Annotated in this window: 19 protein-coding genes; 6 read left to right on the top strand and 13 right to left on the bottom strand. The window is 44.2% G+C overall.

What is annotated here, in order from left to right; all coding sequences use genetic code 11:
* Window positions 1-201: 201 nt before the first annotated feature.
* Window positions 202-3,753, bottom strand: a complete 3,552-nt coding sequence (locus V144x_RS13730) for a hypothetical protein (protein WP_144985722.1) — start codon at window positions 3,751-3,753, stop codon at window positions 202-204.
* Window positions 3,754-4,009: 256 nt separating this feature from the next.
* On the bottom strand, window positions 4,010-5,392 hold the full coding sequence (locus V144x_RS13725; RefSeq protein WP_144985721.1) for a DUF1501 domain-containing protein: 1,383 nt from the start codon (window positions 5,390-5,392) through the stop codon (window positions 4,010-4,012).
* A gap of 265 nt (window positions 5,393-5,657) precedes the next feature.
* Here V144x_RS13725 and V144x_RS13720 point away from each other — a divergent pair, with 265 nt between their 5' ends.
* Both V144x_RS13720 and V144x_RS13715 read left to right on the top strand, forming a co-directional pair.
* Window positions 5,658-6,986, top strand: coding sequence for an asparagine synthase-related protein (locus V144x_RS13720; RefSeq protein ID WP_144985720.1), 1,329 nt, complete (start codon window positions 5,658-5,660; stop codon window positions 6,984-6,986).
* The gene (locus V144x_RS13715) at window positions 6,949-7,938 is read left to right on the top strand and encodes a radical SAM protein (RefSeq protein WP_232102811.1); all 990 of its coding nucleotides are present in this window, start codon (window positions 6,949-6,951) and stop codon (window positions 7,936-7,938) included. The genes V144x_RS13720 and V144x_RS13715 overlap by 38 nt, the downstream gene beginning before the upstream one ends.
* A 16-nt stretch (window positions 7,939-7,954) precedes the next feature.
* Here V144x_RS13715 and ligA read toward each other — a convergent pair whose 3' ends face one another.
* From ligA to ffh, 11 genes are all read right to left on the bottom strand, one after another.
* A complete protein-coding gene (gene ligA, locus V144x_RS13710) occupies window positions 7,955-9,967 on the bottom strand; it encodes an NAD-dependent DNA ligase LigA (RefSeq protein WP_144985719.1) in 2,013 nt (670 codons plus the stop codon).
* Between the two features lie 40 nt (window positions 9,968-10,007).
* On the bottom strand, window positions 10,008-10,991 hold the full coding sequence (gene gmd / locus V144x_RS13705) for a GDP-mannose 4,6-dehydratase (protein WP_144985718.1): 984 nt from the start codon (window positions 10,989-10,991) through the stop codon (window positions 10,008-10,010).
* Between the two features lie 137 nt (window positions 10,992-11,128).
* Window positions 11,129-12,844 (bottom strand): cation:proton antiporter domain-containing protein, encoded by a 1,716-nt coding sequence (locus V144x_RS13700; protein ID WP_144985717.1) that lies wholly within the window; start codon window positions 12,842-12,844, stop codon window positions 11,129-11,131.
* Window positions 12,845-13,031: 187 nt separating this feature from the next.
* Window positions 13,032-14,510, bottom strand: a complete 1,479-nt coding sequence (locus V144x_RS13695; protein WP_144985716.1) for an aldehyde dehydrogenase family protein — start codon at window positions 14,508-14,510, stop codon at window positions 13,032-13,034.
* Window positions 14,511-14,705: 195 nt separating this feature from the next.
* Window positions 14,706-15,995, bottom strand: coding sequence for a beta-ketoacyl-[acyl-carrier-protein] synthase family protein (locus V144x_RS13690; protein ID WP_144985715.1), 1,290 nt, complete (start codon window positions 15,993-15,995; stop codon window positions 14,706-14,708).
* A gap of 600 nt (window positions 15,996-16,595) precedes the next feature.
* A complete protein-coding gene (locus V144x_RS13685; RefSeq protein ID WP_144985714.1) occupies window positions 16,596-17,039 on the bottom strand; it encodes a RidA family protein in 444 nt (147 codons plus the stop codon).
* A gap of 90 nt (window positions 17,040-17,129) precedes the next feature.
* Window positions 17,130-17,537, bottom strand: coding sequence for a YraN family protein (locus V144x_RS13680; RefSeq protein ID WP_144985713.1), 408 nt, complete (start codon window positions 17,535-17,537; stop codon window positions 17,130-17,132).
* 112 nt (window positions 17,538-17,649) lie between these two features.
* Window positions 17,650-18,012: a 50S ribosomal protein L19 gene (gene rplS / locus V144x_RS13675; RefSeq protein WP_144985712.1), complete on the bottom strand. Its 363-nt coding sequence runs from the start codon at window positions 18,010-18,012 to the stop codon at window positions 17,650-17,652.
* 78 nt (window positions 18,013-18,090) lie between these two features.
* The gene (trmD, locus tag V144x_RS13670) at window positions 18,091-18,792 is read right to left on the bottom strand and encodes a tRNA (guanosine(37)-N1)-methyltransferase TrmD (RefSeq protein WP_144985711.1); all 702 of its coding nucleotides are present in this window, start codon (window positions 18,790-18,792) and stop codon (window positions 18,091-18,093) included.
* A 33-nt stretch (window positions 18,793-18,825) separates the two neighbouring features.
* A complete protein-coding gene (gene rpsP / locus V144x_RS13665) occupies window positions 18,826-19,224 on the bottom strand; it encodes a 30S ribosomal protein S16 (protein ID WP_144985710.1) in 399 nt (132 codons plus the stop codon).
* Window positions 19,225-19,315: 91 nt separating this feature from the next.
* Window positions 19,316-20,794: a signal recognition particle protein gene (ffh, locus tag V144x_RS13660; protein ID WP_144985709.1), complete on the bottom strand. Its 1,479-nt coding sequence runs from the start codon at window positions 20,792-20,794 to the stop codon at window positions 19,316-19,318.
* Window positions 20,795-21,426: 632 nt separating this feature from the next.
* On the opposite strand from ffh, the gene leuC reads away from it, so the two are divergent.
* The 4 genes from leuC (at window position 21,427) to V144x_RS13640 (ending at window position 26,039) form a co-directional block, all read left to right on the top strand.
* The gene (gene leuC / locus V144x_RS13655; protein WP_144985708.1) at window positions 21,427-22,848 is read left to right on the top strand and encodes a 3-isopropylmalate dehydratase large subunit; all 1,422 of its coding nucleotides are present in this window, start codon (window positions 21,427-21,429) and stop codon (window positions 22,846-22,848) included.
* Window positions 22,849-22,900: 52 nt separating this feature from the next.
* A complete protein-coding gene (gene leuD / locus V144x_RS13650) occupies window positions 22,901-23,491 on the top strand; it encodes a 3-isopropylmalate dehydratase small subunit (protein WP_144985707.1) in 591 nt (196 codons plus the stop codon).
* Between the two features lie 50 nt (window positions 23,492-23,541).
* Window positions 23,542-24,645, top strand: coding sequence for an FAD:protein FMN transferase (locus tag V144x_RS13645; RefSeq protein WP_144985706.1), 1,104 nt, complete (start codon window positions 23,542-23,544; stop codon window positions 24,643-24,645).
* A 167-nt stretch (window positions 24,646-24,812) separates the two neighbouring features.
* Entirely contained in the window at window positions 24,813-26,039 is a 1,227-nt protein-coding gene (locus tag V144x_RS13640; RefSeq protein ID WP_144985705.1) for a DoxX family membrane protein, read from the top strand.
* Window positions 26,040-26,052 lie beyond the last annotated feature (13 nt).

Genomic DNA, 26,052 nt, shown 5'->3' with positions numbered 1-26,052 from the left:
TCTTTTAAAAATGGTATCTGTTTTGTCACATTTAAAGCCGTGGGACTCATGTCGTCTTTATGAATAAGGAGACCCGTACATGATCAGACAAGCTAACAGTGGCACGATATCAATCACAACGATGTACTATACATGCTTGTAATAATATCAAGGGCATTCTAGCAAATCATCTGAATAGAGAAACAGCATACGACATGCTTTTTATTCGGCAGAGCGATTCAAATCTTCCACTGGTTGGGCTCCAATCATGCCAACCAGCTCGTTCAAATATTCTGAATTTGAAGTATGCAAAAGCCGTTGTTCGACCCACTTTCGTCTTTCAGAAATGTGTAAACGCTCCACTTCTCTCTCATAGCCAGGATGCCTGGAAAACTCATCGAGGTATTCCATGTGACGTTTTAACAGTGAAACTTCACATTTCTGTCGTGCCACAAGCCGTGCTTGATACCATTCACTCTTGAGCAACGATTTGCGTGTGAACAACGTACGCACTTCGGAGTCATGGATCGTATAACCCTGCCATGCACCGTGGGCCATAATTGAGAGAATGGCCTGTAGTGGAGGACAAGCCTCTTCATAAGCATGATCCTCAATGTATTGTAATGCAACACGTTGATGAGCCTCGGCAATATACTGTATACCATCCACGAAGGAATCGAGATCTTGCTTTTCTGGCTTTAAAATTGTCTCATCAAAAACTGAAGCCGGATTATCAAATACGCGACCAAAGAATCGAGTCAGGAATTTCTCAGTAATTCGGTACCCTAATCGGCTCGCAGGAATGGATTCGCCATGATGTTCAAAGTCTAAAATTGGTTCCAGTAAGCCTTCACTGATCAGATACTTTGGATCACGTTCCTCTGGCTGCATTCGACACCAGATTTCAGGAATCAAAAGGCTGATATCATGATCTACACGCACATTGGGACCAATATGACCGGCGGCTGTCGAAAAACCTGCATACCCTGTTAATATGAATCCAACCAGGGCACTATTCAGATCAGCAGCGGGACGTAGCGCATTGAATGGTCCTTTTGTCAAAGCACCTTCACTGCCTGCCCCGGTTGTCGAAGGACTTTTCCCAGTCAACGAACAGATAAAATCCATAAATAACTCAGGTAGTTCCTGATAATGAATCGGTGAGTACACTGCAAGACTGCGAATACCTTTTTCTCGATCAGGTGGGTTGTTACGACGTCCCACCATTATCGCATTCACAGGATTGTGTACTGGCTCGTCTGTAGGAACAGCCCGGAACAGGCGCGTAGCCATCTTGGCCACATACGTGTGAAATGGTTTGACCAAGTCAGAACGTGTCTGAAGATAACGCGGATTTTTGGTAGGTTTCCCATCAATTTGACGTGGATTAGCTGAACAAACGACATAACTGCTGTTTGACTCTTCAGCCGCCCGTAACATCTCCTGCATGGGAGGACTGAATGCGTCGAAGTCAACGACATATTTACTCATTTCACGTACTTGTTGATTAGTCAGCGGCTCGAAATTGGAGATAAAATTTCCAGGCCGGGAGAGATCGGCTTCAGTCTGTTTATCAAGCCCCCTCACGATGGCATCATCTGGCCGTTGAAATAAACGATACTCACTATTGATTACAAATTTACAACTAAATCCACTTTCGCCTTCTGCCAAATGATTGAGTGCACGTGATGGTACGGTAACGGAGGCACTGATATCGTCTTCTGTTTGAATCTTCATGGAAGCAATAAAATCTTGTCGTACTTTGAAAGTGCGCCACCCCAGTAGAGAAAACAAACCAACTCGTAAATAGGTTCCCACAAGTTTTCTCTCGCGGTACTTTAATTCATGCCCATGCGTTCCATTCACGATATCAACACCAAAGTGACCGGCCCAGTCGTCACCCCAATTGGACCAATAGATTCGTTTAATAATAAAGACCAATGCCCGAATATGATCAGGAATTGCATTTAACCAGTCGTTAAATTCTGATGTGTAGGCAGCAGAGGGAGTTAGCAACTTAATCACACTACCAAGTGAGCGATCCTGATCCAGCACCCGGCGACTGGGACGTAGGTCAGGATGACCTTCTGGTAATGGTTCCAACCAACGATCGGAATAATCCTTCTCAATAATTTGTCGCACATATTCCATGTCTGTTTCATAATCAGATACAAACACGGGTCCATAAAGCATGTAATCTAAAAGCGACTTGCTGATTTCACTCTTACCACCACCTGAAACCGTACAAGGTTTGTGACAGAAGATTCCTTCACCCGTAGTCCCGACAATCCTCCAGGAAGGTGCGGCGGGATGCTTCTCCATGCGCAAATGATAACCAGAAGGTGCCATGTAAACACGACCCGGTAGAAGTGGGATCGAATGTTTCTCCCCTTCTCGTTCCCAGCGGATGCATTGCTCAGGAAGGCTAGCATAAGCGTCCTCAGGAATATAAATTAAATCAGGGTAGCGCCGGTCTACTCCATAGCCTGCCTCTTGTCCTTCGATATGCTCTCCATAATCGCGCATCACATCATCAAATGTTCGACCATTATAGCGAACACTATTGACTTGAAATCCTTCTCCCAGGTTGTAACTGGGATACGCAAGTGTTCCACCAGCATGCTCTTCTTCAGCATTTCCAAATAAGTTGGCAGAATAACTGATTTGAGTCTTCACTTCTTTTTTACAATAACCAAAATAGTTATCGGCGATCAGAGTCACAACCACCCCCGCCTCCGTACGACAAGCCAATTTGAAAGCCTGACCATCGTTGTAGAGTTCGTCTTTTTCCTTCCAGCACATGCCATCATGACGTTGACGTTCGGTGGCATCGTCCCAATGCGGTAACCCTACTTCGTGTTTTTTAAGGGAAATCAGATGAGGTGCTAAAATGACAGCACCGGTATGCCCTGTCCAATGCATGACATCCAGACCTGCATCATTTTCCGGAACAAAAGGATCCCCTGCATTTCCAAAAATTGACTCAACAAAATCCAAATTGCTCACCAAAGTTCCCGGAGCGAAGAACCGTATCTCCATCCGCTTTTCCGGTGTCACCCCCATCACCTCAGGACAGACAATCGGTCTTAGCATCAATGAAGCCCAGCCTAATGCTGGCTCTGGCAGCTTCGATGTAAATGGAAATAACATCATTTTCTCAGGAGGGTTCATGGCGTTGAGAAATAATTTTACGAATGTCTCACGCGGAACTGCGCGCTTATCGCCAGGAACAGGCAATCCGCCTTCGGCAATATGAAACGTACCACTGGTTGTACGCCGATCATGCTTCGGATTGTGCAACACTCCATTTTTGACGCGATAAGATTTCACCAAATCACTCGTGAATTCATCACAATCCATCGGAAGAGAAAGCTCGCGCGCCAGTCCGAATCGATCTAATACCAATGACCGATTCGGTAGCTTCAGATTTTCTGAACCTGCAACATCACTAAAGTGTGACTGCAAAAAGTTTTCAATCCGTTGATCAATGGGGCAGCGATGATTCGCTAACAATCGATTTTTTTGACGGTGGTTATCCAAAAAACCCTTTGCGATATCGATAAATGTTCGATCAGCGTCTGTTAAGGCGGCCGGGTATCCGTTGGCAATCAGTTGAAGATTCAGATATCGTAAAATTTCATCCCGATCTTCATTACATGTTGCATTCCCATTTTCATCAAGCCCCAAAGCCTGTCGGAATTGTTCACTATAATGTGCGGAATTTGCTTTCAGGGACCTGGGAGGCGAAAGCCGAGGTGCTTCTCGATTGAGCATAATTACTTGTCTTTTGAAAAAATGAAATGAGGCACTGCGCAAGATATGTGGAAACACATGATTGCGTCTCGAGCGCACAAAGAGTGGTTTTTTGACTGATGCCCTGGCGCGGGACAAACTGTTTCAGTAATGTCTGCAGTATATTCGAAAATACTGAGGCGTCAACGCTTCACGCACTGTTCCGTTAGTAAGCCATGACAAGAATTAACTTATAAACAACTTTAAGGAATTAGAAGTCTATAGAAGAGACGTCCTGTTAATATAGCTCACGTACAGGCTGTCGATTATCGTCAAGCAAATAGCGGGGTCGGCCTGACAAGTCGGTAATCTGAGTTGTTTGTGTATTAATGCCAAGATTATTGAATAGCGTGGCAAAGATTTCCTGCACATGAACTGGACGATTAATGGGAACACCACCTGATTGATCTGTTTGGCCAACAATACGCCCTCCTTGTATTCCTCCACCAGCCAGTAAAACAGATTGTGTTCCAGGCCAATGATCACGACCTCCCTTAGCGTTGATACGCGGAGTACGGCCAAATTCTCCCCACACTACGACTGTCGTATGCTCTAACAGTCCCCGCTCATCCAGATCTTGTAGAAATACGGCTATAGCCTGATCAAACACAGGTAGATATCTTTTTGATAAATACTCGATTGTCCCTTCCCGATTCGCATGCCAATCCCAGGCACCGAAGGCTACAGTAACACAACGCACGCCAGCTTCGATCAAACGACGCGCTAATAACAATTGCTGCGGACTTTGAGGAGCGCCTCCAAAACTGGGATCTGTTTTCTGTAATTCACCATATCGATCACGGACTGATCTGGGTTCTTTTTCCAAGTCCATCGCTTCTGCAAAACGACCAGATGTCAGCATTTGAAAAGCTTGCTTTTGAAAATTATCACTGCCATCGACTTCAAAGTATTGCTGACGATCTTTGAATGATTGTAACAATTCTCGGCGGTCGTTTAATCGCGAGACATCAATGCCATTTAATACCAAATCAGATTTCACTTCGCCTTCGAGCGCAAAAGGAACATGTTTATAACCGGTAAACCCGGGCCACGAAGGGTTACCCTGCAAATGACTTCCGTTATTATTGTAAGGGCCGTAGCTCATCTTCGGGGCCGCATCGACATAGGGAATCATCCCTTCTTTGCCTGGTCCTAATACCTTGGAAACGATCGAACCCAAGGTCGGCCAGCCTCCCGCAGGCTCGCCATCAGTAGTCATCCCACCGGGTCGGCCTGTATAACATTGAAAGGATTCATGCCGATTTTCCATACCAACCAATGTGCGTATAACTGAGAACTTGTCTGCAATAGCTGACAACTGAGGGAGCAATTCACAGTACTGGATCCCCGGTACTTTTGACTGGCTTGGTGAAAAAGAACCACGAATCTCCGCGGGTGCATTCGGTTTGGGGTCAAATGTTTCGAATTGAGTCGGCCCACCCGGCAAGTAAATCATCACAACCGACTGCTGACTCATTTTTTTTGCTAGTTTTGCTTCTAACTCGAATCGATGCGATAGAGATACTCCCCCCGCTATGCCAAAGGAGCCAAGTTGCAAAAAGTGACGCCTCGAAAGGCTATTACAAAACAAATTATCAGCATGAGATGAACGACTACTCATAAGTATTCTCCTATATATTGAAAAAGTACCAGACTGGAGCAAATCTCTCAACTCTATTTTTCATTTATAGCTCTCATTTTTAACTCATTACGTGCTTTAACAGCGACTGTTCGACCTATGAACAATAATCGAAAGACATCAAATTCTTTTTTAAATACAGAGGTTTCACCCACCAAGAGTTTTCATTTGTTGTGGTGGTTCATAAAATTTTTGAGTAGTTCAGAGCATCGCGAACAACCTCAATTAAATCTCAGGATTAGATTTAATGATTCATGAAGAATACGTGGAACGACTTGTTAATTTGCTGGATCCTCAAGCAAATCTTCTCTTCAATATGACTTTTGAAGAGGCAACAGAGCGAGTGGCAACAGGTTCACCAGAGGCTGTAAGGGAAATCGAAGGTCAATTTGCTCTGATTCATAAAGAGGGTACTTGTATTCGGATGGCCCGGTCTATCGGTAGACCAATGAGATTTTTTCTGGCGAAACGCGCTGAGGGACCATGTCTCGTCGTTGCTGAAAGAATTGACGAAATATATGAGTTTCTCAAAAGTGAAGGGCTCGACACACAATTTCATCCTTCCTATACAAGAATGGTTCCCGCGCATTACATTCTTGAGCTACAATTACTTGGCTGCCCTGACCCCAATCCCAAGACAACTCGATTCTTTACTCCCACTCGAAACTCTCTTCCAAATCAGTTAGATGAAATTGGAAAACAGTATATCGGGACGGTCTCTGAGGAAATTCATAAATGGCTAGACTCTATTCCTCCAGTTGAGCCTATCGGCGTGCTCTTTTCCGGAGGCATTGACAGTGGCGCCCTCTTCCTGTTGGTATACCATGCACTGATTTCGCGCAATGAATCGCCTTCCCGTCTCAAAGCGTTTTCTCTTTCCATAGATGGGGAAGGCAGTGATTGCCAACAAGCATATCAGTTTCTGGAACAGATGAATTTGAATCTGTTTCTCGAAGTGCTGGAAGTCCCTCGCAGTAGCCTGGACTTTGAAGAAACAGTGAAAGTTCTGGAAGACTATAAATCACTTGATGTTCAAGCTGCAACGATGACTTACGCTTTGTGCAAAAAAATCCGTACCCTTTATCCACGTTGGATCCATTTGGTCGACGGCGATGGAGGAGACGAGAATCTGAAAGACTACCCTATCGAAGCGAATCCTGAGCTTACTATACGCAGTGTGCTCAATAATTTGATGCTCTACCAGGAAGGCTGGGGAGTTGAAGCTGTCAAGCATTCGTTAACTTATTCGGGGGGCCAGAGCCGTGGACACGTTCGAACCTATGCACCTGCTCGAAGTCTTGGATTTCAAGGATTTAGCCCTTATGCATTACCCAATGTCATTGAAGTTGCGGAAGGAATCCCCTTTATCGAGTTGACAAATTGGGATCACAACAAACTATATGCCCTCAAAGGTGATATTGTATGTAGAGGAATCAAGCAGATTACTGGTCTGTCCATGCCAGTCTATCCCAAACGTCGTTTTCAAGAGGGGACTCTAAATCACGATTCTTTCGAATCAGTATTCTCTGATACAGAGAATGAATATCGACAAACGCTTTTATCGCTTTACCAATAGAGAAACGAGGCTCAAAGCACTACCTGGCATGGATCACATTCTTCCCTCATTTACGAATCAGCAAATTCAAGCGGCCCGCTCTGCTAAAAATCAGGTATCTCCCGAAATACCTTATGCTTTCTTAAATGAAACAGAGTGCGATTCAGATGGAGCCCTGACTGAAATATCTACGATCTTTCTTACAAACCGTGAGTGTCCTTTTCAATGTCTGATGTGTGATCTCTGGCAAAACACATTGGACGAGACACTTACTCCAGGTATGATCACACATCAAATCGACTATGCCCTTCAGAGACTGCCACCGGCTAAACAAGTGAAACTGTATAACAGCGGTAACTTCTTTGATCGCAAAGCGATTCCAGAAAAAGACATTCCGAGTATTGCCTCTCAGGTTCATAATTTTGAAAGAGTGATCGTTGAAAACCATCCGTTGTTGTGCAATCAGCACTGCCTGGACTTTCAACAAATGATAAGCGGACAACTGGAAATCGCGTTAGGACTGGAAACCATCCACGAAAATGTCTTACAAGCTCTGAACAAGCAAATGACGCTAGAGAATTTCTCAAAAGCCGTCGAATTTTTGTTAAACCACTCCATTCAGATAAGAGCATTTATATTATTGAAGCCACCATTCATGAATGAGCAAGAGGGAATTGAGTGGGCCATTCGTTCTGTTGAATACGCCTTTTCTCTGGGAATAGATTGCTGCTCTCTGATTCCGACACGTTCTGGAAACGGTATACTCGAACAACTGGAACAGACAGGGCAGTTTTCTCATCCACTTCTCTCCTCTGTTGAAGAAACATTGGAGGCCTGCTTGAATTTAAAGCAAGGAAGAGTTTTTATGGATCTTTGGGGTCTGGAACGACTTTATCAAAATGAGATTAATCTGCATGATCGGTTGGAACAATTACAACAGATGAATCTACTCCAGAAAGTTTCGACTGCATGATCACCCTGCTGAATCCCTACCACTCTTTATTCAACAATTCTAAAAATTCAGTTTCTGATAACACAGGAATATTCAGTTCCTGTGCTTTGCTTAATTTGCTGCCTGCCTTTTCACCAGCCAACAAATAACTGGTTTTCGAAGAAACACTTCCGGACGCCTTACCACCGTGTTTTTGAATTAGTTCTTTGGCTTCATCTCTTGTGAATTGTGACAAGCTGCCTGTTACAACAACCGTTTTTCCGTCGAGAAGCCCCTTTTTTTTCTTAGTTTTTTCAACGGGACTCCCCATATTCAGTCCCAGTGTTTGCAACTCTTGAATGAGTTCCACACCAAACTCAGAGTGAAAGAAGGTATAGACTGACTCTGCAATCACAGGACCAATTTCGTCTACTGCCGCCAGATCTTCTACACTTTGTTTGGAAATCTCACCAATCGTACCAAACTGCTTTTCAAGAATACGTGCATTACTGGTACCTACGTGTCGAATATTCAAGCCCGTTAATAGCCGCCATAATGGTTGTTGTTTGGAGCGTTCGATCCCCTCCAGCAAATTTTCAATCGATTTTTCCCCCTGGCGCTCCAAGCTGATGAGCTGATCATGATGTTCATGAAGCCGATACACGTCCGCCAGTCCTTTAATGATCCCCTGATCGAGTAGTTGCTCAACCATTTTAATCCCCATGCCCTCAATATCCATTGCCTGTCGGGATGCAAAGTAACGCAATGTTTCGCGTAACGAGGCAGGACAATTTGGATTAGGACAACGAATGTAAACACCTCCCTCATCCTTTATGAGAGTCGCTTTACATTCGGGACAGCGTGTTGGAAATTCCAATTCTTGCTGTGTTCCATCCCGTAGATGCTCTTCCACACGAACAACATGAGGTATAATCTTCCCGGCCTTTTCAACTACGACCCAATCACCAATTTGGATTTCCAGGCGTTCCATCTCATCCCGATTATGTAAACTTGCCCTGGAAACCGTAGTACCAGCAATTTGAACTGGTTCTAAATTCGCAACGGGAGTAACAGTGCCTGTTTTACCAACCTGAAAATTAATAGAATCAACCTTAGTTACCGCTTCATACCGCTCCCATTTATAAGCGACAACCCACCGAGGACTCTTGGAAGTATTTCCCAGCAATTCACGTTGTTCAAATTGATTCACCTTCAGCACGATACCATCGACTTCAAAGTCCAATGTATGTAAGTCATCCATCATTTTCTGGACATGTTCTAGAGTCGAATCTAAATTTGGAAATGCCTCTACATTGGGTGTTACAGGAACCCCCATTTTTTGAAGTGCAACCAGGTAATTTATGTGTGTTTGAAAATCGACTCCTTCAACGGCTCCAATTCCGTGTGCAAAAAATCGGATTTTACGCATTGCGCAGAGTTTGGGATCAAGCAGCTTTAATCCCCCGGCAGTCGTATTCCGTGGATTTGCAAACGGTTCTTTTCCCTGTTCTTGCGTTTCCACATTCAAAACTTGAAAATCTGAATTGGAAATAAACGCTTCTCCCCTGATTTCTAATAAATCAGGGGGACGCTTTGTGTTTAACCGTAGTGGAACGCCACCAATGGTTCGCGCATTGTGCGTAATATCATCTCCTTGCTGACCATCACCACGTGTAACTCCCTGTGTCAAATGTCCCTGCTCATAGATTAAAGACACTGCCACTCCATCGATTTTATACTCGGCTGTCAACTCAATCTGTTCTTCGTCAAGGAGCTTACGAATACGAGTTTCAAAGTCTTTGAGTCCTTCTTGCTCAAAAATATTATCAATTGATAACATTGGCAAACGATGCTCAACAGTCTGAAAACCCTCTATGGGAGCCCCCCCCACTTTTTTCGTGGGGCTGTCAGGTGAATCATATTCCGGATGTTCGGCTTCTAACTTTTCTAGCCGTTTCATCAATTGATCAAAGTCACGATCAGATATTTCCGGCTTTGCCTGAATATAGTAGAGGCGGTTGTGATGTTCGATTTTGTTACGAAGTTCTTCGATTTCTTTTCGAATTGACATGTTGATAATCCGCGTTGGAAGAAGAAAAGAAATGGGGATCTCAGGAAGTCACTTCGTTTAGTATTTTTTCTTGCTGGCTCAATTTCATGTCTGCCTCGACCATTAATCGCGCTAATTCTTCAAATGTAACCTTAGGTTCCCAATTCAGATTTTGACGTGCTTTCGTTGGATCAGCACAAAGCAACTCGACCTCTGCGGGTCGATAGTACTGTGGATCGATCTCTACATATTTTTTCCAGTCCAATTCAACGGCACCAAACGCAGCCTCCAAAAACTCTCGCACGGAATGAGTCTCTCCCGTACCGATCACAAAATCATCTGGTTTTTCCTGCTGCAAAATGAGCCACATTGCCTCGACATAATCTCCTGCAAAACCCCAATCTCTTTTTGCATCAATATTCCCAAGATACAACTTGTCTTGCATTCCCAATTTAATACGCGAGACCGCTTTAGTAATTTTTCGAGTTACAAAAGCTTCGCCTCGTCGGGGAGATTCATGGTTAAAGAGAATCCCATTGCACGCATACATACCATATGATTCTCGATAGTTAATTGTCTGCCAATAAGAAAAGACCTTTGCACAAGCGTAAGGACTTCGTGGATGAAAGGGAGTTGTTTCGCTCTGCGGAGACTCAACAACTTTACCAAACATTTCGCTGGAGGAAGCCTGGTAAAAACGAATCTTTTTTTGACTTCTCTTTTCATAATGCCGTAATGCTTCCAGCAATCTGAGAGTTCCCACCCCTGTTACCTCTGCAGTGTAAACGGGAATATCAAATGAAAGGCGGACATGGCTTTGAGCTGCTAAATGATAAACTTCATCTGGCTGAACTTTATCCAGGATCTCATTGAGGTTCGATCCTTCCGCAAAATCACAATAATATTGATTTTGTGGAGGTTCCCCAATTCCCGGTTTACTGCATGAGGTGATTCCATGGACTTCATAATTTTTATTTTTCAGCAACTTGGAAAGGTAATAACCATCCTGACCATTAATCCCTGAGATTAAAGCAACTCGATTCACCGCAAAAGATCCTGTATCGAAGTGTGAGATATTCTAATATTAGAACTGTGATTATACTACTTTATTCAGTTTAGGAGTTTTCTACTTATTCGCAAGAGTCTGCCTGCATCTACCCCATGTCAGCTACTGTGTAAAGTTCAGTGACCTTGCTTAGTATCGATACCTTGAGCTGATCGATGTCCTTTAATGTAATACTTCAATATCTCCCAGCGTCTAATCACACCCAACATGCGATGTGGTTGCTCGCGTGAAACAACTGGTAGACAATCGTAAGAACCTTCACGAAACTTACTCCAGACAAGCGCCAAAGAGTCATCAGGATAAACGACTGTTTCGAGATTATTTGCCAAGTCCGCCGCTCTTACTAATGAACCAATTTTGGGATCGAATAATGTGTTACTCAAATCCTGATAGCGTATTACGCCTACCACTTCTTCGTTGGAACCAATTACCGGAAACGTATTATCGTGACTGTGCTCAATAAACGAAATGACTTCATTAAATGTGGCAGTCTGTAATATTCCTTTGACGTTTTTCCGATAGAGTTGTTCGACATTAATCTCGTCATGTGGTTGATCATTCTCTGAAAGCAATCCAAAAGATACTAAAAAACGTCGAATCATTGCTTGAAATTCGCTGATCGGATCACCGGCGGTATGATGAATGGCATGAATCAATGGAACTTCACCGGCCCTCAATACAGATTGACGAATCATAATTGGCCCGACAATTTCAAAAAACACAACGGACCCCAGAATAATTGTCTGCAAATGGCCGCCCAGTACAGGATCTCGACTGACTGCAATAGCTGAAAGGGTAATGGCTGCACCTGCCTGTGCAAAAAGTGCCGTTCCCAACCATTGAGAAACTTCTGGCTCTTCCTTTCGTACTTTAGCAGAAATAAAGACACCAAAATATTTACCCAATAATCGAAGTACGATATAGCCTCCTCCAATCAAGCCTGCATGTATGAATCGTTCGGGTTCTAGCTCGGCACCATGGATAATGAAAAATAGCACGCATAAAAAACCTGTCAGTGGGTTTAATTCCGTTTCTACTTTCGGAACATCTTCTTCAACCAGAGAGTTGGCTACCGTAAAACCCATTGCAAGAAAAGTCAGCATATAAGGCAGGCCTGTCGTCCGACACAGTCCCAACGCTAATGCAATTAACGCGATGAGCATAATAATCCGACGACTACCTTTGATGACTGCGTTTCCATAACTAATCATCAAACCACCAAAGACACCGATAAAAATGGAGCCAAAGATGTCCAGACTCAGATGTCCTAGTTGAGTGAATGCAGAAGCTACCTGACTATCACTTTGAAAAAAGTAAACGGCAACAAAAATAATCTCAAATGCGATAATGGAGACTAAGTTATTGATCGCAACCATGATGCCCGTATATTCGGAAATAGGGCCTTCTGATTCCATTTCTTTAAGAACCAGAATTGTTGTTGCCGGGGCTGTGGCTATTGCCAGAGTACCAAGCAAAATGGCAGCACTTCCTGATTCGCCAATGAGCATTAGTCCTACATAAACCGCAAAAAAAGTAGCAAGTATCTCACTCAAAGATATCGGAAGCACACGATGAAACAGACGTTTGAGACGCGACAGTGTGAAGTGACATCCTAAGTTAAACAACACCAATGCCATTGCCAAATCAGCAAGCGGGTTTAACTCTTCAAGATGTTCATGCGGGATGACACCAAAGACTGCTGGTCCTAGAATAACACCTATTAATAAATAGGCAGTCACTTTGGGAAGACGGAATAATTCTCCCAATGTGCCCGATAGCAATCCAGCAGCCAGAAAGATTCCCAATGTAAATATGATATGCCATGAGCCCATTTGAACTTCCTGTTCGCTGTGTTCTGAATACAATTGCGGGCGATTATAGCAAAGAATGCTTGCTGGTCGATGCTTACAATACAAATGGGCTCATAAAATATTCATACTAAACTACTATGAGACAATAAGTTCGAACGTTTAACCTTTTCTGCCTCAGTTCATACAGCGATTTACTCTATTAGACCGCTTAATCCAAACTCATTGTTACTGTTTTTAGTTCAGTATAATTTGCCAGACCGGCTGCACCTAATTCACGACCGATTCCACTTTGTTTAAATCCCCCAAAGGGAGCCGCTGCATCAAATACATCGTAACAGTTTACCCAAACTGTCCCCGCTTTGATGCGGTTAGCCAAATGATGCGCTTTTTTGACATCACTGGTCCAGATTGCCGCAGCTAATCCAAAATGAGTATTGTTTGCCCGGTTCACGACTTCATCGATACTTTTGAAAGGCAATATACTCAGCACCGGACCGAAAATTTCATCAGTTGCAATGGGCATATCATCGGTTACATAATCAAAAATCGTCGGCTCGACAAAATATCCCTTGTCACCAAATCGTGTCCCCCCCGTGACACAATGTGCGCCTGCCGCGTTTCCTTTTTGGATGTAACTTAGAATTTTCTCCATCTGAGCGTGATCGACCTGTGGACCTTGAGTCGTTTCCGGATTTAATGGATCGCCTAACTTGCGAGACGCTGCTCTCTCAACAAGCTTGGCAACAAATTCCTTATGGACTGATTCCTCCACGAACAGTCGGCTTCCCGCACAGCAACATTGCCCTTGATTAAAGAACAAACCAAATTCCGCTCCTGCAACCGCAGCGTCGAGATCACTGTCTGCAAAGACAATATTCGGACTTTTGCCACCCAGCTCGAATGTGAGTCGTTTCAAAGTCGCCGCTGCATCAGCCATAATAATTTTTGCGGTTGCATCTTCACCGGTGAAAGCAATTTTATCTACGTCAGGATGTTTCACCAAAGATGCACCTGCTGTAGGGCCATAGCCTGGAATGACATTAATTACACCAGGTGGAATCCCCGCTTCCATCGCCAATTCCGCCATCCTCAAGCATGATAGTGGTGTCTGCTCAGCTGGCTTCATCACGATTGTACAACCCGCCGTTAATGCGGGTGCCCACTTCCATGCCACCATCAATAGCGGAAAATTCCAGGGAATGATTTGCCCCGCAACACCCAGTGGCTCTCGACGGGTATAACAAAAATGATTGCCCCGAATTGGAATCGTGGTCCCTTCTATTTTATCTGACCAGCCAGCGTAGTAGCGCAGGCAATCAATTACGAGCGGTAAATCGGCAGCAAGACTATCTCGAATTGGCTTTCCATTGTCTAATGATTCTAATGCAGCTAGTTCTTCGATATTTTTTTCAACTAAATCAGCCAGACGATATATTAACTGACCTCGGTCACGTGCATCCATTTTTGACCATGGACCAGATTCAAATGCGTTTCGGGCGGCTTTGACCGCTAGATCAATATCAGCGGCATCTCCCTCTGCAACATTCGCAATCACTTCTTCCGTAGCAGGATTCACGGTCTCAAAGGTTTTACCACTAACCGCGTCTCGCCACTCTCCGTCAATGAGTAGCTGAGTCTGTCGGATGCGAGGAGCAACTGCTACGGTATCAAGAATGTCTGTCGCCATGACTCAATCTCCTGAGAAAATGAAGAGCGGGATCAATTTCAAAGGACGAAATGCTTCCTAAAAGTAGAGCTACTACTACTCGTCCCTATCAATATTCTGATAGGTTTCATTCATGTTCTCAAGAGGGAAGACAAGAAGCGCACAAAAAAACGCTAAAACAAAAAAAGTTCTAGCGTTTGGCTAAGATGCTTAAACTTAAATCGCACGCAGAATTGCTGCGGCACTTTGACCGAACGAAGTTCGACTGACAGTCATAGCGGTCGGAATCGTGAGCGGACGAATTTCCCCATGTACCACATCGAGATTACATAATGGATCTGGAGTTTCATAATTGAGTGTGGCAGGTGTTGCACTATGACGGATGGAAAGAATACTTGCAGCCAATTCAACGGCACCGGACCCCGCATCAAAATGACCAAAGTAACTCTTGAGTGCAGTTATTGGGATTTTCGCAGCATCATCACCAAACAAACGATGATAGGCTCTTGCTTCGACCTGATCGTCAATTTTTGTACTTTTACCATGTGCATTGATGTGACCAAGCTCACTCGGCTTTAAATCAGCTTGATACATTGCTGATTCAATAGCTCGAACTAAACCTGTATCATTTTGTTGATTGCTGTTGGAAACAGAATGCCCGTCACACCCTGCACCAAGCCCAATGACTTCTGCGTAGATTTCCGCACCGCGACGAACAGCATGTTCATAATTTTCAACGACAAATGCCGCAGCACCTTCACCCAGAATCGTACCGTTTCGATCACGGTCAAATGGCCTGCAAGCGCGCCTGGGGTCTTCGTCTCGTGACAAGAGATCCATCAAATTCTTACGAGAGAGATCAATGGGATTGATGTTCGAAGTACAGGCTCCTACCACCATACAATCAACGGCACCACGTTTGATCCAACGCATAGCCTCAGACAAAGCCAACAGTGCTGAGGAGTCCTGACTGGTAATCGTATTATTCGGGCCTTGTGCGTTATGTTCGATCGAGATATGGCAAGCTGGCATGTTAGGAAGTTGTCGAAGCATCCATAATGGAGTGATCTGCCCCATTGTGTCTTCGCCCCAGCGTGTCAATTCGAAAGAATTATCTTCGCCACAACGTTTGACTGCCTCGACAAGTTCATCCGGACTCGTCGGAATATGTCCGGCTCCGAATGAAACACCAAAGCGTTCTGGATCGACGACACCACTCGAAATTCCCGCATCATGAACTGCATCTGAGGCCGCAGAAACCCCAAGCTGGATATCACGCGACATAAACTTCAGGAACTTTTTGTTGTAAAGGTGCGCTTCAGGTTGAAAGTCTTTTACTTCCGCAGCCAACTTGGAAGGCAAATTCTCGGTAGGAACTGCTTTGAGTCGATCAATCCCCGAGTCACCTGAACGCATGCTTCTCCAAAATGCATCGATACCGATACCTATTGGAGAGACTACTCCAATACCGGAAATAACAACACGTGTTTGATTTGACCCAGCCATCTTAGCTTGACCCTAAATCTTCTACAGGAAAAACAATGCAAATCCTTTAACATCATTGCTTTAAAACTGTAGTTGTAAGACTGTTGGAATCCTCAGACTAACACAAAATCTGATATTACTCTGAGCGTAACTTCTTATTTGAGTTCCTTCTCTTATTTTTTATTATCGGAAAACAACAACCAGAAATCTGAGAGTGATCTCAAACCCACACTATTTAATCCTTAAACGAGCAAAAACAAACAGGTTATAACACTGCCGCTGTTTTTGATCACGCTATTGCAAAGACAAAGCTTCGCACAGAATGAGCCACAATTAAAGGAAGGTGCTTTAAAAAGCAAAGGTGTGATAGAGAGCTAAACTCCCAAATTAGTAGGTTGGAAATCCTTTTCATAGGTTCGAGTGAAATCAAATCAAGCTAATAAATATAATTGAGGTCCCCATCAACCATATCTTGCACCTGAATGATACCAATCGGTAATCATTACACACTTTGTAATCCATTTTGTCAAGCTAATTCTCAGAAAAGCCTGAGACTCACATTATTACCGTAAATCACCTCAAAAATGTGATTTTTTGAACACATCTTATTCACAAAGACACTTATGCATCGACGATTTCAAAAATCGCTTCAATCTCAACTGCGACTCCAGTCGGTAAAGCGGCAAAACCAAGTGCACTGCGTGCGTGATACCCATCAGTGGTTTTACCAAACAATTCATGAAACAAATCAGATGCTCCATTAATCACAAGATGCTGATCAGTAAAATCGGGAGTTGAATTCACACAGCCAAGCAACTTGATGACTTTCAAGCCATTAAGACTTCCATGCTCATGTCGAACTGATCGTAAAATCTTGACTGCACAATCACGAGCAGCTGCCTGTCCTTCTTCTACACTAACGTTTTCACCCAAACGTCCTTTCTGGTCACTGACATGACCAGAAGTCATCAACAAGTTTCCTGTTTTAATGCAGAGATTCAGATAACCAGGTTCAATCGGTTCAAAAGTAAGGCCTAACTCAGCAGCTTTCTGTTCAACAGACATACTCATTTCCTTCAAATACGAAGTTTTGTTACGAAATTTTTGTTAATGTAAAACAAAGCAAACAGACTTACAATTTATAATCCAGTCCTGTTAAGTAAAGAACTGAAACTTACCTGAAGGAGCAAATGCATTTTGAAAATGCTGTATTTCGGGTTTTGCTGAATTTGCATGTGCACGAGGCCAAAGAATAGAAATGACATCAAACCGAGCGGGCTGCTGAAGAAGCTTGTGTTTTTTTAGGAAGGAACTGGCCAGTCGAGTGAGCTGGCTCTGTTTTTGTAGCGTGATTGCTTCAAACGGCTTTCCCTTAGAATCACTCCGCCGTGTTTTCACTTCGACAAATACGACTGTCTGCCCATCTAAGGCAATCACATCAATCTCACCCTGCCCCGTGCGATACTGTTTCGCGAGAATCGAGTAACCGGCTTGCTTTAGAAATTTGATGGCAGCGCGTTCGCCGTGATCTCCCAACAACTTGCTGAGCCATTTACCTGCCATGAGTGACTACTCATAAACGGAAGTTGTGATGTAAACGAAACAGATTCCTGACAGCCTGATGCAGAAGCACTGAACTGATCTTAGTACTTCTGCAATGCTGAGATAGAATGACTTACTCTTCGCCTTTTTTCGCTCGTCGCTCTGTAAGACGTGTTGATTTTCCAACCCGATCACGCAAGTAGTAAAGTTTTGCCCTGCGAACACGACCATGTCGCTTAATTTCTAGCTTGGCGATTTTGGGGGAATTGACTGGAAAAATTCGCTCAACACCTTCACCAGCGACAATACGTCGAACTGTGAAATTTTCACGCGTTCCACTTCCGCGTCGTGCAATGATGACACCACTAAAAATCTGAATGCGCTCTTTGTCACCTTCCTGAATTCGGGTATGTACATCTACTGTATCACCGATTTCAAATTGAAGTGGTTCTTCGCGAAGACTGGATTCCTCTACTTTTTTCATTAATTCCTGCATGACTCAAAATCCTCTTTGCACGTTTCTCTGCCCTCGGAAATGAAGACTCAAAACATACTTGATTATATTAAGTTTAGTTCAAGTTGAATTTGATTCCGACTCAGTTAAAAGGTCTCCACGTCGTTCACGAGTTCGAATTAAACTCTGTTCGTGCCGCCAACGTGAAATCTCCTGATGATTCCCACTTAATAACACATCCGGAACTTCCATTCCACGAAAGTTTTGAGGCCGCGTGTATTGTGGGTACTCCAACAGCCCCGATTCTGAAAAAGAATCATATTTGGCACTGCTTTCATCACCTAATACCCCCGGAATTAACCGGATCACAGTCTCAATAATCAACATCGCAGGCACTTCCCCTCCATTGGTAATGAAGTCACCTGCTGAAACTTCCATTGGTTTTAGTCCAATGCGGATTCGTTCGTCGAATCCTTCATATCTTCCACATAATAATGTCAGTTGCTGTTCTTTTGATAATTCCAAGGCCAGTTTTTGATCCAATGTTTTCCCTTGCGGGGTTAACATGATCAACTTACCAGTCTCAGGGATCACCTCCCGAACATGTTCTACACATTTAAAAACTGTCTCGCAGCCAATCAACATTCCCGGTCCCCCACCATAGGGGCGGTCATCAACTGAGGAATGTTTGTCTGTTGCCCAGTCTCTATAATTCCAACGCTGAATCTCTACTAATTGATTTTGGATCGCCCTTTTGAGCAAACCCTGCTCAAGATAGCTATCAAACAGTTCGGGAAACAGTGTCAGGATATCAAATCGCATTGTGCTCTCTCAGGGAGCGAACTCTTCTCTAAATCACTCAGAAGCCTCTTCCGAAGGAGCTTCTTCAGCCGTAGCACCTTCGTCAGTTGTTGCTTCTGCACTCTCTTCCTGAGCTTCTGGTTCTGGCTCGGGAGCAGGTTCTTTAGGAGCAATCAACGGAGCGGGTGCTGCTGCTGTTCCAAACTTGTTTTGTTTCACTTTTTTGATCAGTGTTGCCACGTTATCAGAAGGTTTTGCTCCGACTGACATCCAGTAATCAACACGTTCCATGTTAATTGCCACGCGCTTTGATTTATCCGCAACAGAGGTATCGTAAGTACCGATTTCCTCAATTGCTTCTCCATCACGTTGTTTGCGTGAATCCATTACACAAATCCGATAGAAGGGTCGATGCTTACGCCCCATTCTTTTCATACGAATACGAACTGCCACTAAATTCTCCTTATTGGATACTAACTCTCATCTTATGGAAGATACAATATTTACGTTTAAACAACTTCAGATTCATCTCACGTCAGCTTCACTAACGATTTTTCTTCCGTTGCTTCTTTTTTGCTTTTCTCTCTTTTTTCTTTTTCTCACGCAGCTTGACTGGGTCACCACCACGCTTGCTACGTGCTTTCTGCTTAGTAAGCCCTCCCATGGGATCCATCATTCCTCCGGAAGACAACTCTTTCATGGCTTTCATTTTGTCACGCATCCCCATACCAGCCATTTTCTGCATGACACCGGCCATATTATTAAAATCTTTTACGAGACGACTGATTTCGGAAGGATCAGTGCCACTCCCCATCGCAATTCTGCGGCGGCGACTATGATCAATGAGATCAGGGTTTTCTCGTTCGGCTGGAGTCATCGAACTAATGATCGCATCAATGCGTTTCATTTCTGATCCCGGATCAACGTCCGGATTTGTATCCAGGAGTCCTCCCATGCCGGGGATCATCTTCATAATCTCCCGCATTGGTCCCATTTTTCGGATGGTTGCCATCTGCTTTTGGAAATCACTCAGACTGAATTTTCCTGAAGCCATCCGGTTCTGAAGATCAGCAGCTTGTTCTTCATCAAACTGCTGCTGTGCTTTCTCGACCAGAGAGACCACGTCTCCCATCCCCAGGATACGACCAGCCATCCGATCAGGGTGAAATGGCTCCAATCGATCCAGAGCTTCCCCCACACCGATAAACTTGATCGGAACGCCGGTTACTTCTTTGACACTCAAAGCCGCCCCGCCTCGAGTATCACCGTCTAGCTTTGTTAAAATGACGCCATCTAGTTCCAGAGCTTCGTTAAAGGCTTTCGCACTATTAACGGCATCCTGTCCGGTCATGGCATCACAGGCAAAAATCACTTGATCAGGCTGAAGCTTGCGTTCAATCTGCTCCAATTCCTGCATCAACTGTTCGTCAACGTGCAAACGACCTGCCGTATCGAGAATGACAGTATCAACATTCCCGAGTTTTTTTGCCTGGCTCAACCCGTTTTGGCAGACCTTAACCGCATTGTTTCCTTCGGGTGCTTCTGTGTGCGCAGGAACTCCAACTTGCCCGGCAATCACCTTCAATTGTTCAATGGCTGCAGGACGTTGCAAATCCGCAGCCACCAACATTGGATTGCGTCCCTGCTCCTTGAGCAGGCGTGCCAGTTTTCCACAGGTTGTTGTTTTTCCGCTCCCCTGCAGCCCACACATCATCAGGACGGTGATCCCGGAAGGCCTGAAAGCCAAATCAGGTTCGACTGGCCCCATCAGGTTGATCAATTCCTGATGGACAATTCCGACAATCTGCTCATCAGGTCGAATCGATTTGAGGACTTTTTCTCCAACGGACTGCTCTGTAACCCGTTCGATGAATTTAGTGGCAACTTCATAATTAACATCAGCTTCCAGCAGCGCCTGTCGGACTTCGCGCAGACCATCCTTGATATTGCCTTCGGTTAGTTTCCCACCGCGGGCAAGACCACTGAGCGCATTTTTCAGATTGCCTGTTAATCCTTCAAACACTTGTGATATCCAAATCGTTAATTATGAAAACAACTGAACACAAAACAAAAAACTAAGGAAGTACTACCTCTGGTAGGGTATCTGACGATAGAATGCGAGCGCAAAACGCACACATAACCTATGCACTGAAAGAGAGTTAAAACGTCAAAGCGATTCTCTCGATGATGCTGGTATTCGCAAAGTTATGATGAGGTAATAACTTGTATCAAACCGTGGAGTTTAAAAGGTGACCGAATAATACACAACGGTTGCAGCACTTCTTTTTAAAATTCTTATCCCATTTGCTCATCAGAATTCCTACAATGTTATAAGAATTCTTCAGAAAAACGCACTCAGACATATTAAGCCCACCTATAATCTTTTATTTATACTGAATATTTGAATTTTACGGAGCAAATGCTTTTGATTTTCAGATTTGTCAGGTCTGCAAACCTTATATTCAGGCCTCAAATCGTGTATGGTTCTTGATCACGCTTTTTCACCCGGAAAACTATCTCTTTTGATGAGATACAGGAACCGTTCTACTGGTTACGGTGTCCAACCGAAAACAATCCTGCCAAAACTGAATCTGTCATTGTGTAATTGATACTTCAATTCATCTGTCCATTAAATATTTTGAGTTAAAAACCAAGATGAGTAACACGAAAAACCTGTTCGACAAAGTTTGGGACTTACACTTCATTAAAACTCTTGAATCGGGACAGGATCAACTCCTGATCGGCTTACACCTGATTCATGAAGTGACCAGTCCGCAGGCATTTGAAATGCTCCGTGAACGTGATTTGAAAGTCTTGTTTCCCGAACGAACAATTGCAACTGTTGATCATATTGTTCCCACAAAGAATCAGGCACGACCCTTTGCAGACAATCTCGCTGAACAAATGATGACAGCCATCGAAAAGAACTGTCTTGAATTTGGAGTCACTCTGTTAGATGTAGATGATATTCGTCAGGGAATTGTCCATGTTGTCGGCCCAGAACAAGGATTGACCCAACCTGGTATGACGATAGTTTGCGGTGACAGTCATACCAGCACACATGGTGCATTCGGTTCAATTGCACTCGGTATTGGAACAAGTCAGGTTGCACATGTATTAGCGACGCAGACAATGGCGCTGGAGCGTCCCAAAGTACGCCAAATTTTAATCAATGGTGAGCTTGGTCCTGGCGTAACAGCAAAAGATGTAACCCTGCATGTGATCCGAAAACTAGGTGTTCAAGGAGGCGTTGGCTATGCTTATGAATATGCGGGAGAAGTCTTTGAGCGTATGTCGATGGAAGAACGCATGACTGTTTGCAATATGAGCATCGAAGGGGGCGCTCGTTGTGGCTATATCAACCCCGATCAAACTACGATCGACTACTTGAAGGACCGGCCTTGTTCTCCTCAAGGAGAAGCTTTTGACAAAGCCTCTGAGTGGTGGTTGAGCCTGGCATCTGGGCCTGATGCGAAGTTTGATCATGTTGTTGAGTTGGATGCAGCCGAAATCGAGCCTACAGTTACTTGGGGTATCACTCCAGCACAATCAGTCGGTGTCTCAGAAACGCTGCCACCCATTTCAAGCTATCCGGAACATGAGCAAACGCTGATCACAGAAGCGTTTCGCTATATGGAACTGGAAGAAAATCAGCCCATTAAGGGACAAAAAATCGATGTTGCCTTTATTGGCTCTTGCACGAATTCAAGGATTTCTGACTTGCGAGAAGCAGCGAAAGTTGTTGAAGGACGTCATGTTGCAGAACATGTAAAAGCACTTGTAGTTCCTGGTTCACAACTGGTTCGTAAACAAGCCATCGAAGAGGGGCTCGACAAAATCTTTTCTGACGCGGGCTTTGAATGGAGAGAAGCTGGTTGCTCCATGTGTCTGGCAATGAACCCCGATAAGCTGGTCGGCAATGAACTTTGTGCATCGTCCAGCAATCGAAACTTCAAAGGTAGACAGGGTAGCCCCACAGGCCGCACCCTACTGATGAGCCCGACAATGGTTGCCGCCGCCGCCGTCAATGGTTGTGTGACTGATGTGCGAGAAGTAATCAGCCCAGTCACAGTTTAATTTTCTAATAATTCGCTCCTTCAATCACATACAAAAGAATAAAGAACGACAAATGAAAAAAGTTGAAAGCATCACCGGGACTGGCATCCCATTGTTATTAGATGATATCGACACCGATCGGATTATCCCGGCCCGTTTTTTGCGTTGTGTCACTTTTGAAGGATTGGGGGAACATGCTTTTGAAGATGACCGCATCCAAGACCCAAATCACCCCTTTGACGACCCAAGCTATAAGGATGCATCCATTTTAGTAGGAGGACGTAACTTTGGCTGCGGCTCTTCTCGTGAACATGCACCTCAGTCACTGATACGCTGGGGCATTAAAGCAATCATTGCCGAATCCTATGCCGAAATCTTTTTCGGTAACTGTACTTCACTAGGAGTTCCGGCTGTCTGCGCCAGCCAGGAAACACTCGAAACCTTGGATCATGCAATTAAGAATCAACCAGATCAGGAAATCACCGTTGACCTGCTCACGATGAAAATCAGTTGTGGTGATCAAGAATTTGACTGCACTTTACCAGACAATGCACGCACTGCTCTGACTTCGGGATCCTATGACTTTCTGGCACAATTACTCAAAAGCAAAGAGGAAATAAAAGAACGCGCAACAACTGTGCCTTACTTTACATCTTTTGCTTGAATTTCCTACAAGAAGCAGAAATCCGACTCACCTTTTCTAATGTGATTTTTATGCCTGAAAAGAAATCGGAAAGTAATCGGCGCGACTTTCTAACTGGACGTGTTATAAAACAAGCCGCTGAGCAAGCCGGAGAGAATCTGGCTGATTACTTGAGTGATGCGACCGAAGAAATAACAGTACCATCGGGTGGTTCGACCATTAGATTGAGTACACGTGCTATGGCAACGGAATTTGCTGTGGTCATGAATCCCGGCCGTAGTCAACAAGTAATCCAAGCCTCTGATGCCTTGGACATGCTTCATGAACTGGAGCAGTTAATGACGGTCTACAGAAGCAACAGCGAGATGTCGCGCGTCAATGCAGAAGCTGCTGCAGGTCCCGTTTCAATTGATTCTCGTCTGTTTGAAGTACTCGACCAGTCTCGTCAAATCTGTTTAGATACAGAAGGCGGTTTCGACCCTTCTTCCGGCCCTCTCATTGCACTTTGGCAAGATCGCAGAAGGTTAGGACGTATTCCAACCCAAACAGAAATTGATTCGTGCCTCGCTCATACAGGCATCGATCAATTTGAATTTGACCACTCAAATCAGACCATACAGTATCGATTTCCCGAGAATGAATTGAACCTTGGTGGAATTGGTAAAGGATATGCATTAGATGTCGCAGGACAGTTTTTAAAAGAACAAAAGTTAGAAAACTGGCTTTTTTATGGGGGATTTAGCAGTATTCTTGCCAGAGGTTCTCATAATCAGCTCCAAGGCTGGCCGGTAGGGATCAAAAATCCACTTTTTACCAGTCAAAGATTGGGAACAATCTTATTAAAGAATTATGCAATGTCGACCAGTGGATCCTCAGTACAACACTTCCGACATGAAGGAAAACGTTATGGGCATATCCTCGATCCTCGAACCGGATGGCCTGTTTCGGAATTGCTGTCTGTAACGGTTATTGCTCCCTCTGCAGCTCTGGCTGATGCACTTTCGACTGCTTTTTATGTAATCGGAATCGAAAAAGCTCTGGAGTATTGCGAAAATCATGGTGAAGTCGGTACGATTTTAATTCCAGCCCCCACCCAAGGCCGAAAACTTTCACCGGTGATTCGTGGAATTCCGAATGAGTTTCTGTTCCTGGATCGCGACCAATTGTTGTCATAATGATTAGTCGTTATAAATGAAATATTAAAAGACAGGCACGTTGTGAGATAGAATTCACGTTCACTTTATATAAAGTGTTCAAGCCAGCTTGCCAGAACCCTGTACTTTTTGACGAAAGTAAAGGATGTTCTCTTTAGAAATCCCCCTTAAAAACAAAGGGTTTACTTGTGAAAGATTTAAAAAAAATCTCAGGTATTGCCATCCTGCTGATCGTGTTGCTACGACTTTCGATTGGCTGGCAACTGCTTTATGAAGGCCTTTGGAAAATTGATACTTTAAGTTCCAACAGACCATGGACTGCTGCAGGATATCTAAAAAACGCTAAGGGACCATTTCGGGACCATTTCCGTAATATGACGGGTGATCCCAATGATATGAACTGGCTGGATGCAGATAAGGTCAAAGCAAAGTGGTCTAGCTGGGAACAACGGTTCCTGAACCATTTCCCCAATATCACAGACGCCCAAAAATCGAAATTGCATCAAATGGTGAGTGGCAGTGATTCATTTGCGGCAGAACTGAGTGCCCTACCTCCGGGAGTCGAAATAAGAGGTAGTCTAGGTAAAGCAATTCAGTTTGATCCCAAGCGAAAACGGTTGATTGTCAAAGGCGATCAACATTTAACACCTGCTGAAAAATATCGACTGCAATCAATGGTTCCAGTGACAAAAGAAGCAAATGGAAAACTGTCTGGCGGTACAAAGCTGGACCAGGATTTTTATACAGCCGTTGAAAAAGTTTATGCGCGCTCTGCGCGACTGAGTTATATCGAGAAAATGCAGGCCTCCCTGCGTGGAAATCCTGAAGTAGCCGGCCATGTTGACAAAAAACAAGAAGGCACCATTGATGGCAAGCGCATCGGTGAACTTGAACAATATCAAATTGCCTTAGAGAGATATGAAAAGAAGCTAAAGGAAGCAGATCAGGATTTTAAAAGAGATCATCTTGATAAAATCTGGGCTGAAATACAGGAAATGAGAGCCAGTTTGGTCAACCCCATTCGTGCGATGGAAGATGACATGAAAACGGAAGCTTACAAGCTTCTGACTCCAGAACAACTTGCTGCTGGACCTATTCCTCCAGAAAATACCGAAATGCATCGCATTAACATGATGACGATTGCTGCTCTGACAATACTGGGGATTTTACTTTTAATTGGATTGGGAACCCGAATTGCCGCCATTGCCGCCGCAGGAATGCTACTGTCGTTTTATCTTGTGATGCCCCCCTGGCCCGGAGTTCCTGCTGCACCGGGACCTGAACACAGTTTTATCGTCAATAAAAATCTGATTGAAGTGATTGCGTTACTAGCGATCGCCTGTCTGCCTACAGGAAGCTGGTTTGGCATCGATCGTATGTTTTATCGTTTTTTCAACAAAAACAAAAACTCATAAAACAAAACTAGTT

Origin of the sequence: Gimesia aquarii (assembly GCF_007748195.1) — a bacterium.
Taxonomy (GTDB): domain Bacteria; phylum Planctomycetota; class Planctomycetia; order Planctomycetales; family Planctomycetaceae; genus Gimesia; species Gimesia aquarii.
This window is presented reverse-complemented; position numbering and strand designations above follow the sequence as displayed.